This is a genomic window from Saccharicrinis aurantiacus (genome assembly GCF_947489045.1).
GTDB lineage: Bacteria > Bacteroidota > Bacteroidia > Bacteroidales > Marinilabiliaceae > Saccharicrinis > Saccharicrinis aurantiacus.
On record NZ_CANLCN010000008.1, the window covers coordinates 109456 to 122177 of the forward strand.

Consider the following 12722-nt stretch of genomic DNA (forward strand, 5'->3'; position numbering starts at 1 on the left):
TGCTATTATTTATGTAATTTACGGCAGTGGGCATTTACAAACAATACGTAAAAAGTAATGAAGAGGATTAAGAATATATTTAGCATTGGATTATTCATAGCAGTTATATCTTTGGTAGCTATTTTTGCTGCCGATAAACTAGTTGAAAATGTTGCTTCAAGTAGAGTTTATAATAGCACCAAAGAAATACCGTATAATAAAGTAGGTTTATTTTTAGGTACTGGTAAAGTACTATCAAATGGACGTATAAATTTATATTATAAATATAGGATTGAGGCGGCAGTAAAGTTGTTTCAATCAGGAAAGGTTGAATGTATTTTGGTAAGTGGAGATAATTCAACGGAGAATTATGATGAGCCCTCAACAATAAAAGAAGACTTAATTAGAAACGGTATTCCTTCAAACAAAATTTATCTTGATTATGCCGGATTCCGTACTTTAGATTCCGTTGTGCGTTGTAAGGAAATATTTGGACAGACTAGTATTACAATTATCTCTCAGCAATTCCATAATGAAAGAGCCATATATATTGCAAAGAATAAAGACATAGAGGCTATTGGCTTTAATGCCGAAGATGTTAATGTAAAATATGGTTTTAAAACTAGCTTAAGAGAAAGGTTTGCAAGAGTAAAAATGCTTATTGATTTGCTGTTTGGTAAAGAGCCAAAATTCCTTGGAGAGCAAATTGTAATTAGATGATGAATACGTAGCACAGACTATAGGTATTTGTTTGCACAATACGCCATAAAAAAATCCCCAAAAGATTTTATATCTCTTGGGGATTCTTTTTTATGTGAGGTTGAATCTTAGTTCAACTCCATTCTAAATACGTTGGCAATGTCATCCATTTCAGCATCTGGAACAGTTAACTCAAAGTTGATGTCTCCAAAGCCCCACTCACAAGTTGTATCAGTACCCATGTGAGTAATTTTCTTGATTCCTTCTTCAGGATAATACTTGTGTACACCTAATTCTTTAGTAGAAATTACGGTACCTGGTGCCGGTTTTCCAAGAATGAAAAGGTAGATGTATTTTCCATCTTTCGATTTAAGGAAACGTGCATCTTTAGCAGTGTATTTAACCTTAGCAGTTTGTCCACCGTGGTCGCCTTCTTCAGCTTTAGCGTTACCAAAACCATTGATGCTATATGGGCGAGTTTCATAAACAGCCTCGTCATATTTCTTCATCCATTCACCAATGCGTTTTAAAATGTCTCTTTGTTCTTGGTTAATAACACCATCTGCAGTAGGCGATACATTTAAAAGTACAACACCATTCTTACTCCACACGTCAATCATGTTACGTACAACCATTTGTGGTGTTTTGTAAGTTTGCCCTTCAATGTAGCTCCACGATTTGTTACTAAGTGTAATATCTGTTAGCCAAACCGATTCTGATTGGTCTCTTTTACCACCTTGTTCAATATCAAGTACACCAACTGTGTTAGGTATAGCTGCTTGTTTGTAAGCAATAATTACTTCCTGGTCTTTCTTTTTGGCCTCATTTAAGTAATAAGCAGCAAATTGCTGACGGTACTCTAAAGGAATCATTCTCAACCATACGTCAAACCAAATGATGTCAGGAGAATACTGATCAATAACTTCTTTCAGTTGATCAAACCAATACTCGTTAAACTCATCAGCAGGAATGTTACCATACATTTTGGCAATTTTTTTGTCTGTTGAAGCAGTTGCAGTTCCCGGAACATGTGCAAAGTGACTATGGTAAGTAGCAAATTTATCAGGGTTACCTTCGTGACGCTGTAGGTTACGCGCATGATGGAATGTTGCAATAAACTTCATGTCGCGCTCTTTAACCGCCTTAGATAAAAGACCCGTAATATCTTTCTTAGGTCCTTTGTCTTTAGAGTTCCAAGGGTTCACTTTACTATCCCACATCGCAAAACCATCATGATGCTGCGAACAAGGGCCTGCGAACTTAGCACCAGCATCCTTAAATAACTGCGCCCATTCTTCAGCATCAAATTGTTTCCCTTTAAACATAGGAACAAAATCGTGGTAATTAAATTCCGATAATTCTCCGTATGTTTTAATGTGGTGTTCCTTTACTTTGTTATCTCTATACATAAAGTACGGATACCACTCAGAATAGTATGCCGGAACAGAGTATACTCCCCAGTGAAAGTAGATACCGAACTTCGCATCAGAAAACCATTCTGGCGCTTCGTTATGTGCCGAAAGAGATTCCCAGTTTGCTTTGTAAACATCTTTTTGTGCGAATAAGCCTGACGTCATTAATAAGACTAAACCAAGCGATAATAAATGCCTCATTTTTATTTGTTTTAATTTTGAATGTATTCAATAGTTAATCGAAGTTTGAAAATAGCGAATTATCTAATATTGGCTTCGAATATTATGTTCGTTTATAGGGGAATAACAGAATCCCCCTTTAATTAGTGCCTTTTATACCACTATTGCTTTCTTCAAATTAGGGCGTTTTTAATTTTCTAATCATTCAATTCCGCATCATTTATTTATAATCAGAATAAGTTCGCAATAGGTATTTATTTAGAGATACATTTATTTTTAATCGGATCTTCAATTTGTTAAGAGGCTAATGATTGAATAGGAGGGGGTAAAATAATAAGAATCATTAAAGGGTACTTGTATTTGGTTTTGTTAGTTATACAGTATTTATCATAGATTGATGTGTGAGTAGAAAATGGATTTTACTATCAGAAAGTGATGCGCCAATGACTTTTATATTATAACAGAAGTTTTGATGAAGTGGAAGCTCAAAGGTTTAGATTAACTATGAAGTTGTTTAAAGTTATATTGAAAATCTGCGAGTAACACCTTGATTTCATTGGCTTCAGCTAATTTTTATTCCGTAGCTACGGCTATGCAATAAAAAATTGAGCTTTGCCACTGATAATCAAATTATCACTCTCGAAATTCCCCTACAACCTTAAACAACTTCTATTACTAAGTTTCATGGAAAACCCAAATTAGCAGAACTAACCTTTGTGCATCATTAGTTCTTTTCGTTTGAATTGTAAAGCGATTTCTTTATACACAAAAAGGTTGCCTCTATTTTATGGAGGTAACCTTTTTTTTCTCGTATTAAGCTAAATCTACTCTAGCTCTAAATCCGCTTTTTTCTCTTTAAATTTTCTATTTAATAGGATGTTCATGCCAAAACGGAAAGAAGTATTATTTGATTGACTTGGGTTAGCCAAAGAAATAACATCATCGGCACCAGCATAAATCTGAAGCCCTGAAGCCCTTATTCCAAATCCTAAACCTAAGTTATTATATGTATTTTCAATAATTGAATAACTTGTAGCTAATGAGAAGAATTTACCAATATAAGCGTTAGCGGAAGCAGAGTAAGTCCCGCTTGTATTACCATTAATAAATCTTAATCGGGTTAATGCACCCAATTCAAAGGTTTTATTTAAAGAATAAACTCCTCCCAAATATACTTTTGCTGGTAAGTTGACAGAATATTTACCTTCCTCACCATTAAAATTAATAGCATCTAATAGATCTTCACCTATATCCTGATCATTATCTTTCGTAATATCAATTCCAGTGAAGCTGTATCCTTCATCGTTCTCAGTTAGTTTGTGAGAGTTGGTTTTGAAAGTAATTTTACCTAAGTCGATAACACTTGCAGAAACGCGTATCTTATCATTAATTTTATAATCGGCACCAAAATCAAAGCCTAAACCAAAGTTATCAGTGCCTGTAAGTGCGTTTATAAAATCATCATTAGTAATGTCTAAACCATTAATCTGATTGTTTTCGTAATCTACAGTACCAGGAACCGTAAAGTTTACATTACCTCTGCCAACCATATCTATTGAATATCCATTATTGCTTGATACCATATCTACACTAATGTTCTCTGCCTGAATATCTGCGTATGCAATTAGGCCTTTTGCTGCAAAACCAATGGTAAGTTTATCATTAATTTCTCTACCATAGTTTAATGTAACTTCATGATACCCCATAGCACTAACATCAAGCTTACCGGTGGTGTAATCTTCTCCTAATTTTGGAGCATCAGGATGTGTGGTAAAAGGAGCAATTAGGTTTCTATCCCAATTAGTGTTCATGTATTGACGTTCTCCAACCGATAATCCGAAAAAGTTTTTGCCTGCCCGAAATCCAAATTCTAAAATGGTTACGTTGAGAGCTTCTCTCAAAAAGTTGTTGTCATCTAAGCTATTATAAAAATTATCAATGTCCATTACTAAAGAATCTGCCTGAACGCCAGTTCCTTTTCTAATAAGGTCGTTATATCCCCAGCCGTTTGTGGAAGTTGCCATATCAATACCTGAGAGCATAGGTACACCAATATAAACAGCTTCTGTTTGATTAAAAAATGCCGGATTTAACTCTTTGGTTTGCGGTATTCCTTTCATATGGTATAATACCGACGACTGCGATTTTGCATATGATCCTCCAATTAGGAGAAATAGTGCTAAAATGTATGTAAGTTTCATGATTTTTCTAGTTTAGTGTTGCTCTGGTTTCCAATTTCATTTCAATATCAAGCTGATACTCTTCTTTTAACCTTGCAGGACTTTTTCCTTCCTCAGGGCTTTGAAAACGAGCGTCAAATACCATAGAATTTGCTTCTAGTATGTTTAACATGTCGTCAGCACTTAATTCAATTTGTATCTCTGAATTAACGGATTCTATAGTATTTCCATTTTTATCTGCTTTGGCAGCTGCAAAATCAGTTAACTTAATTCGTCTAGATAGGATTTTGTTGTTGTCGGTATCTATAAATATAATTTCAGATGAAATGGCAAGTGGAATAGAATTGTTTGCATTAATCCATAACGAGGTATTGTCGAGTGAAACTTCCATATCTAACGCATCCATAGGTACAGTATCTTGAATACCCATACTTTCAACGGTTATTTCTAGAGGAAGATCCATCTCAAGATCTATTGATATCATCGATTCGTCGGTAACAAAGTTCGTATTTACTCTACCTTCCTTATTCATTTCTATATCTCCAAAATATTTTATAGAGTCAGCAGGAAGAGATGAAACAAACTCAATAATATCAGAATTAGTTCTATCGATAATATTTTCAACAGTCGTATTTTCTCCCACCTTACTTGGAATTTCGATATTGATATTTGAGGGGTTTAATAAAACAGAAGTTTCATCTTTCGTGTCTGCCGAAAGTTGAAAGTCAACTGCACTAGGTACTCCAATTGAGTTTGAAATATTTAGCTTGAATATAGGATTCTCTAAAATGATATTACCACCTAATGATTCAAATACTTCACTTGTAAAATCCAAAACTTCAGGATCTATATCAATAATCTTTTGCCCGAAATCTCCTGCTATATATTCAGGGTGTATATCCGTTAAAGTAAGGTTGATATTTACCCAATCTGTTGATTCGATATAAGCATTGTCATTATCCTCAAGTTTTACACTAGTTGAATAAAGCAATAAATTTTCTTTGTTGCTTTGTGTAAAATCTATAGTTGAACCAGCCAGGCTGATAGTTTTTGTTGGTTCAGAATCTGTTAAAGTACACGTGACAGGGACTCCATTTTTATAACAATTATCCAGTGTTATTATGGCCGTCATTGGCGAATTAATACTTGTAGTAAGCTTAACAATAAAATCTGAAGAGCCAATTCTCATTTCTGTTAAAAAGATATCTTCATCATTTCCTTCGTTGCCAACATCAACAGTATGTTCTTTTTCTTCAATAAAAGGATCGGCATCCTTAATTACTAAATACGAACCGCCATCAGGAAGAGAAGTTCCTACTAGGTCGTTAATTCCTATCTCAAAATCATTTGGAGTTAAAATGTTAGGAATACTAACCAACTCAAAAGCATGAAAAGTAAAGATATTATCATCTACATAAGAAATTCGGAACAAGCCTTCATTATCAACTATTATTAAACTATCAGGATCGTCAATATTATCAATTATTTGACCCATGGTATACGAACCACTCGCTATTGGAGCTTTTATTCCAACGCCAAAAGAAGGGTCTGCCATCTTTTCAAAGTCGAAGTCATCGAGGTTGCAAGAGCTATAAATAGTTAGTATAATACAAATAGCTATTACTTTACTCATCAATTGTCTTTTCATAAAAAATTCTAGTTAAGAGTTAATGTGTTTTGTTTTTTAAATTATAGACAGCTTTTATTACGCCTAGAAAGTGAAAAGGTTCGATTAAGAAAGGGCTTGAGAGTGTAATAAAGACCGCTAGGTCTTTTTAATCATTATCTATGGTTACTTAGTCAAAATTATTAGGTCTTTAGTCCAATAAAAAAAAAGTAATTTTTTTCTACACTTGGCTCCTAACAGTATTTCAGTGTACAAAGTTGAGTTTTGTATCATTTATGAATTATATAAGATAGAAGGTTCTATTTTATAATTTCTCTTTATTTTTAAGGGCAAAGGGGATTAATAGATTTAGTTTGAATAAGCTTGGATACAACAACAATAATATTTTCCCTTTTATAGATAAAATGCCATATTTGCAGGTATTAAATTATATTTATCGATGGGAAAAAAAACAAATCGTAAGATAAAGAAGAAGGTTAAGCGGTTGGGGCTATTTTTAGCTTTAATTGTAATTGTAATAATATTAGTCGGAGGAAGATTTTATAAGTTTATATATGGGACAAGTGTTGTTTTAGATAAACCACAAACGTATTTGCATATAGGTAGCAATGATGGTTTTAAAGAAGTTTGCAATAAACTGGTAGAACAAAAGATAGTAAGTAATATTGATGGCTTTATTTGGGTTGCTGAACGCAAAAGTTATCCTTCGTTAATTAAGACAGGCCGTTATAAAATTGCCAACGGAATGAATAATAATGAGTTGGTAAACATGTTGCGTTTGGGTATTCAAGATCCAATAAATGTAGTATTTAATAATATTCGAACCATAGAGGAATTATCCGGAAGCATTGCAGGTCAGCTTATGCTCGATTCTGTTGATTTGCTGAACTTATTAACGAATAAAGAATATTTAAAAGAAATAAACTTTACTGAAAGTACTTTACCTGCTCTTTTTATTCCTAATACCTATCAAATGTATTGGGATACCGACGCAAAGGAATTTGTAGCTCGTATGCAAAAAGAGTATAAAAAGTTTTGGAATGCTAGTAGAGTTGATAAAGCCAAAGCGCAAGGATTAACACCAGTTGAGGTAACAACATTAGCTGCAATTGTAGATGAAGAAACGGTTAAAGCTGATGAAAAACCCAAGGTGGCAGGTTTGTATTTAAATCGTTTAAATAAGAATATTCGCTTACAGGCTGATCCTACTTTAAAATATGCTTTGGGCGATTTTACCATTAAGCGCTTATTAAATAAGGATATGAAAATAGATTCGCCGTATAATACTTATATGTATGCAGGCTTGCCTCCCGGACCAATTCGTATTTCATCAATACAAGGTATTGATGCGGTTCTAAATCCTACAGAGCATCGCTATTTATATATGTGTGCTAAAGAAGATTTTTCGGGCTATCATAATTTTGCCAAAACCTTAACCGAGCATAATAAAAATGCACGCAAGTATCAAAACGAACTTCGTAAACGTGGTATACGACGATAACATCTGTAATAGAAAAAAGAAAGGTCTTAAAGCATATTATTATGTGCTTTAAGACCTTTTTTTATTATAACTCATTTCATGAGTATCAAGTTCTCTTCTGACTCAAAATCATCTAATTATTTTTTCTCCCATCCGGGTAAATCCGCGTTAAAAATCATTTCCTGAATATCAGTGTTGTTTTTATAAATTGCTTCAGCTTCCTTTTTGTAATCTTTCAATCTATTGTGCGATTTTGTATCTAAGAAGTAAGCTTCATCTTCAAACGGACTAACAGGTAAAACCCGAAACTCTTTTTTGCCATTAATAGTAGGGGTATGAACCCATGTTAAATAGTAGGATGCGTCGCTCAGTATTTTAATGTCCTCATCTTTTGTTAATTCAATTCTCACCATAGCGCCTCCATCACGGGGATGTGTACGTTGGTTAGAGACAAAATTACCCAAAGAATAAACTACAAAGTTAGTATCTGTTTTATGAATAGGCTGCAGCACGTGAGGATGTGAACCAATAACGATATTAACTCCATTATCGTTAAAGAACTTATTAAAATCGCGTTGTGTTTTATTTTCAACGGTTTGATATTCTAGGCCCCAGTGCACAAACGCGATGATAAAATCGGGCTTCATAGCCTTAGTCGTTTTTATGTCTGATTTAATGAGCTCTTTATCCAAAAAATTAACCTTATTGGGTTCGGTAACGGGTATACCATTGGTGCCATATGTATAGTTCAAAATAGCTATGGTAACACCATCTTTTTCGAGCCACATTGGGTTGTGTTTCGTCCTATCTTCTTCATCTTTAAAAGTTCCGGTGCGCGGAAGTTCTAAACTATCTAATACTTCATTTGTTCGCTCTAACCCTTGTTTACGCCTATCTACACAATGGTTGTTCGCATTTACTACTGCATTTACTCCGGCATTTTTCATGGCAATGGCTAAAGCATCAGGCGAGCTAAATTGAGGATAGCCTTTATATGGTGGGCCTGCTAGGGTAACTTCAAGATTGGCAACGCAAAAATCGGCATCATTAAAAATATTACTTACATATTTGAAACAGCCATCATACTCGTACTTTTGGGTTTCTTCGTTATAAGCACTATTGATTTGTGTGCCATGTCCCATTACATCTCCTACAAATAGTAGCGAAACAGTCTTTGCATCTTGAGCCCAAATGCTTGATGCGATACTAATTAAAACGAAGGATAAATATAATCTCATTTGTATGTTTATTTTTAGACTTCAAATATAGTAAACAGTTACTTAATGCCGTGTATTTTGTTTGAGAGTAATTTTTATGGTCACTTTTGATCAGCGCATCTCTTATTCATTATATTTGTGCCTATAAATCGAACTCACATGCAATTCTCAAAATTCATAAATAGAGCCTTACTAGTCTTAAGCTTGTTATCATTTTCTAACTTATATGCTACGTCAGATGTAACTTCTGATGAGAGTGACATTGAAAGCTTAGCTAGTGGAACGAAAAAAGAAATTAAAGAGTTACAGAAGGAGATAAAGGCAGCCGAGAAAGCAATGCTGAAGCTGCGTAAAACTGAACAAGCTTTAATTATTGAGGAAGATGTTATAAAAAAGCAGGCTTGGGCCGAGGCTGGTAAACGAAAAAAGCGAAGGAACAAAACGAAAATTAAACGAAAGGAACAAAGGATATTAGATCAGCTCACAGCCAAACGAAAAGAGTTGAGTGCCGTGCAAAACCAATTGACTTCGAAAAAAAGAGAAATAGAGCAGTGTAATAGAAAAATTGCTCAGCTAACAAATAAGCCTCAACAAGCACCAGCGCCTAAGGTAAATAATGGCGAAGTTAAAGTAGCTGCAAAGCCAGCAAAAAAATCGTCGCTTTCAAAGGAGACAAAAAAATGGTTAGGTACAAGGTACCGTTATGGGGGCAATACTAAATCAGGTATTGATTGCTCAGGTTTAACTTGCCAAGTATACAAAAGTACTTATAATATTAGTTTACCTCGTTCTTCGGCTGATCAGCATGCGAAATCGAAAAAGGTAGGAAAACACTCTTTGAAAGAAGGAGATTTAGTATTCTTCAAGATTAAGAAGAATAGAGTGAATCATGTGGGTATTTACCTAGGTAATGGTGAGTTTGTGCATGCTTCTTCAAGCAGAGGCGTTATGATTAGCAAACTAAGCGAAGCTTATTATAAGAAGTATTTTATTGGCGGAGGAAGGTATAAATAGAACCTCTACCAATTCGTACTCTGCACTTTTTTATGCGCTGAATGTATCCAAGCTGTAATCTCTTTATTCGGAGAAAAGATAACACCGCAATCATTCATAAAAGTTGTATTTGATTTATTTAATGGGAGAGGTGCTCCGTTAAAATCACTTACTTCGATTTTTAATTCATTTAGGATGCATGCCGTAGCAGCGAAATCCCAAATACTACCACCACCTTGCTCATCTTTCGGAAACTTGAAGTAGCAAGCATTCCGCTTGACTATTACATTAATTGCATTCATGGCAGCACCCATGTCTTTAATTACGTTAAATTCTTGGGCCCCATTTTTTAGGGCTTCATATTTTATATGTAACTCAACTTCTTTATAATGGCGATGCTTTACAAAACTTCGGTCTGTTATTAAATAGAAAGCTTCAGTTGAATCGTGCTGAAAGGAGAGGGGTTTATGATTTACAAATGCACCACACCCTTTAATGGCATGGTAAAGAGTATCATTCTTTGGGTCGTAAACTATGCCAATAACTGGCTCGTCGTTTTTATTCACAAGAGCTATACAAACCGAATAACCTTCAACTCCTTCGGTGAAAGGTAAAGTACCATCAAGCGGATCAATACACCAGAAGTAATCTTTTTCAAAGCGGCTTTTATCATCTACCAATTCCTCGGTAAGTAAGGCTAAATCAAACTTTTCTATTCCTTTTTCAAGAGTTTTAAGTATCGTATTTTGACTTTTTATATCAACCTCAGTTACTACTTTTGAAGCGTCGCTTGTTCCTCCGTTATTATCCTTATAATTAACTATTATGCTTTTGTTAGCGTAAAATTCGATTAGGGACCCTGCCTTAATAGCAGCATCAATTCCCTGATTACATAATTCTTTTAAAGCTTCGTTGGATAATAGCATGTCTCTATGTTTTTTGGTTTAGCTTAATTTTCTAATTACTTGGCGTGCCATTTTTTCGCTATAACTATTTATTTTCCAGTGGCTAGGGCTCCAGCCTTTTAAAAACCGGTGAAAGTCAGTCCAGGCAACAGGATACATCTCGCGCCATTCTTTTTCCAGTTCCTTAAAATTGAGGTATTTCTTTTTTACAGCACTTGCAGATTCAAGTTCTTTAAAATAAAAATTGAGTATTTTGTCTTCAAGCTTTTCGCAATCCTCCTCGTACAAGCAACTACCTATAAAATAAGCTACATCTTTCATTCCACATCCACCACCAACATATTGAAAATCTACAGCTGCTACTTTATTTTCAGAGCTTGAAAAGCAGAAGTTAGCAAGCTTAGCATCACCGTGTACAAAGGTAAGGTATTTGCAGTTATTTAATATTTCATCTACTGCAGGTGCTGCTTTTTGAAGTATTTTGTCATCCATTATTTTAAGCTCATCCGGGCGAGTATCTAAATGCCAATACGTACCTATATCCCACAAACCTGTAGGTTTTTCCTGCAGATAAGTAGCATGGAAGTTTGCCAACCATTTTAAGCACGCTTCTATGTCGCTCCAATCAACAGAATCTTTGCGAAGATCGTAACCTGCATCATCTAAATCTTCGAGTACCATAAAAACCTCTCCATTTTCTGATTCAATTACAAAGCAATGTGGTATTTTACAATTATTGTCGCATAATTTAGCCCATTGTTGATACCAATTGGTTTCTACTTCGTATGACTTTACTTTGCGTAAATGAGAAAAATCTGTATTCCAACCTCGCGGATGATTTTTCTGATTTGGCATCTTAACGTGTTTAGCTACAACACTTTTTTTTATTCCATTTTTAAGTCCTAATCGAATAATTCTCCCGTACCCGCTCCATAGGCTTTGTATCATTTCTATCTCATACAAATCTGAAGATTGGGTTGCCTTAAGTGTTATATTTTTAAAGTGGTTTTGCATAGCTTGTTCAATTTATCAGCTTGCAAATATAAAATAGTTTTAAGTGATTATAGAGTTAGTTTGCCGACTTCTATTTAATTTATTGCTGAAAATAATCTTCATCGTTTAATTAAGTAATTTAAAGAAGACTGACTCCTACTAATATAAGTAGTTAGCTCATTAAATATGTGATTCAGGGCAATAAATTATTTAAAAAGATTATTTTTGCCAACATCATTAAAAACGAAGATCAGTTTATTATAAAAATATGACTTATAAATTTAAACCATCTATACTTGTAACCCTAGTTGTTATTAGTTTGTTGGCTTCTTGTATACCACGTAAAGAAACCTTATATCTTCAGGAAAAAGAGGCAGAAATGGAATTTACGCCTGCAACAGAAATAACAGGTAAATATGTATTACAACCTAATGATTATTTATTTATACATGTAACAACACCTGATCCTAAATTGTCGGAGTTTTTTAATGCTCAGCAAGGAAATAATATTAATCAAAATCAAGGTAATACGATGTTTTTGTATATGGTTGATGATGATATGAATATAGACTTTCCATATGTAGGTTTAATCAATCTAAAAGGGGCTAATATTTTTGAAGCTAAGGAAATTATAAAAGATAAGTTGAAGCCGTTTCTGAGCGATGGAAACCTAATTGTTAGGTTAGGGAGTAATTATTTCACCTTGTTAGGTGAAGTAAAAAGCCCTGGTCAGAAGAAAATGAACCGTGATCAAATCACAATTTTTGAAGCCATTGGGATGGGAAGTGATTTAACCGTTTATGGTAAAAAGCGTGATATCAGAATCATTCGACCTCAACCTGATGGTAAAACATTGAGCTTTTCTGTTGATATTACAGATGAAAGAATAATAGATTCTGAATATTATTACGTTTACCCCAATGATATAATATATATTCGTCCAATGAAAGCGAAGATGTGGGGAATTGGAGAATCTGTAAGTTTAGGAATTCTTACATCATTATTAGCCTTAACCCTTACTATAATGACAATTGCATCTTACTCGAAATAATTTTAC

Annotated in this window: 10 protein-coding genes; 4 read left to right on the forward strand and 6 right to left on the reverse strand. The window is 34.2% G+C overall.

All coding sequences use genetic code 11. The features are described 5' to 3' along the window. Positions 1–57 precede the first annotated feature (57 nt). Positions 58–699 (forward strand): SanA/YdcF family protein, encoded by a 642-nt coding sequence (locus QMO11_RS11150; protein ID WP_282037368.1) that lies wholly within the window; start codon positions 58–60, stop codon positions 697–699. A gap of 107 nt (positions 700–806) precedes the next feature. On the opposite strand, the gene QMO11_RS11155 is transcribed toward QMO11_RS11150, so the two are convergent. The 3 genes from QMO11_RS11155 to QMO11_RS11165 all read right to left on the reverse strand — a co-directional run bounded on the left by QMO11_RS11155 (position 807) and on the right by QMO11_RS11165 (position 6083). Next, positions 807–2291 carry an alpha-L-fucosidase gene (locus QMO11_RS11155; protein WP_282037369.1) on the reverse strand — a complete coding sequence of 495 codons (1485 nt, stop codon included), beginning with the start codon at positions 2289–2291 and terminating at the stop codon, positions 807–809. Between the two features lie 803 nt (positions 2292–3094). Then, positions 3095–4471 carry a DUF5723 family protein gene (locus QMO11_RS11160; protein ID WP_282037370.1) on the reverse strand — a complete coding sequence of 459 codons (1377 nt, stop codon included), beginning with the start codon at positions 4469–4471 and terminating at the stop codon, positions 3095–3097. A 7-nt stretch (positions 4472–4478) separates the two neighbouring features. Beyond that, positions 4479–6083 carry a hypothetical protein gene (locus QMO11_RS11165; RefSeq protein WP_282037371.1) on the reverse strand — a complete coding sequence of 535 codons (1605 nt, stop codon included), beginning with the start codon at positions 6081–6083 and terminating at the stop codon, positions 4479–4481. Positions 6084–6516: 433 nt separating this feature from the next. On the opposite strand from QMO11_RS11165, the gene mltG reads away from it, so the two are divergent. Beyond that, entirely contained in the window at positions 6517–7578 is a 1062-nt protein-coding gene (gene mltG, locus QMO11_RS11170; RefSeq protein WP_282037372.1) for an endolytic transglycosylase MltG, read from the forward strand. A gap of 116 nt (positions 7579–7694) precedes the next feature. Here mltG and QMO11_RS11175 read toward each other — a convergent pair whose 3' ends face one another. After that, the gene (locus QMO11_RS11175; protein WP_282037373.1) at positions 7695–8795 is read right to left on the reverse strand and encodes a CapA family protein; all 1101 of its coding nucleotides are present in this window, start codon (positions 8793–8795) and stop codon (positions 7695–7697) included. A gap of 138 nt (positions 8796–8933) precedes the next feature. Here QMO11_RS11175 and QMO11_RS11180 point away from each other — a divergent pair, with 138 nt between their 5' ends. After that, the gene (locus QMO11_RS11180) at positions 8934–9788 is read left to right on the forward strand and encodes a C40 family peptidase (protein WP_282037374.1); all 855 of its coding nucleotides are present in this window, start codon (positions 8934–8936) and stop codon (positions 9786–9788) included. 5 nt (positions 9789–9793) lie between these two features. On the opposite strand, the gene QMO11_RS11185 is transcribed toward QMO11_RS11180, so the two are convergent. After that, a complete protein-coding gene (locus tag QMO11_RS11185) occupies positions 9794–10693 on the reverse strand; it encodes a 3'(2'),5'-bisphosphate nucleotidase CysQ family protein (protein WP_282037375.1) in 900 nt (299 codons plus the stop codon). An 18-nt stretch (positions 10694–10711) separates the two neighbouring features. Next, complete coding sequence (locus tag QMO11_RS11190) at positions 10712–11686, reverse strand: oxidoreductase family protein (RefSeq protein WP_282037376.1); 975 nt, start codon at positions 11684–11686, stop codon at positions 10712–10714. 247 nt (positions 11687–11933) lie between these two features. Here QMO11_RS11190 and QMO11_RS11195 point away from each other — a divergent pair, with 247 nt between their 5' ends. Then, a complete protein-coding gene (locus QMO11_RS11195) occupies positions 11934–12716 on the forward strand; it encodes a polysaccharide biosynthesis/export family protein (RefSeq protein ID WP_282037377.1) in 783 nt (260 codons plus the stop codon). The last annotated feature ends 6 nt before the right edge of the window (positions 12717–12722 follow it).

What these genes read in the sequence shown, in the direction of transcription:
- QMO11_RS11160 (WP_282037370.1), bottom strand. Translation starts at nt 4,471, where the DNA reads ATGAAACTTACATACATTTTAGCACTATTTCTCCTAATTGGAGGATCA.
- QMO11_RS11185 (WP_282037375.1), bottom strand. Translation starts at nt 10,693, where the DNA reads ATGCTATTATCCAACGAAGCTTTAAAAGAATTATGTAATCAGGGAATT.
- QMO11_RS11155 (WP_282037369.1), bottom strand. Translation starts at nt 2,291, where the DNA reads ATGAGGCATTTATTATCGCTTGGTTTAGTCTTATTAATGACGTCAGGC.
- QMO11_RS11180 (WP_282037374.1), top strand. Translation starts at nt 8,934, where the DNA reads ATGCAATTCTCAAAATTCATAAATAGAGCCTTACTAGTCTTAAGCTTG.
- QMO11_RS11190 (WP_282037376.1), bottom strand. Translation starts at nt 11,686, where the DNA reads ATGCAAAACCACTTTAAAAATATAACACTTAAGGCAACCCAATCTTCA.
- QMO11_RS11165 (WP_282037371.1), bottom strand. Translation starts at nt 6,083, where the DNA reads ATGAGTAAAGTAATAGCTATTTGTATTATACTAACTATTTATAGCTCT.
- QMO11_RS11150 (WP_282037368.1), top strand. Translation starts at nt 58, where the DNA reads ATGAAGAGGATTAAGAATATATTTAGCATTGGATTATTCATAGCAGTT.
- mltG (WP_282037372.1), top strand. Translation starts at nt 6,517, where the DNA reads ATGGGAAAAAAAACAAATCGTAAGATAAAGAAGAAGGTTAAGCGGTTG.
- QMO11_RS11195 (WP_282037377.1), top strand. Translation starts at nt 11,934, where the DNA reads ATGACTTATAAATTTAAACCATCTATACTTGTAACCCTAGTTGTTATT.
- QMO11_RS11175 (WP_282037373.1), bottom strand. Translation starts at nt 8,795, where the DNA reads ATGAGATTATATTTATCCTTCGTTTTAATTAGTATCGCATCAAGCATT.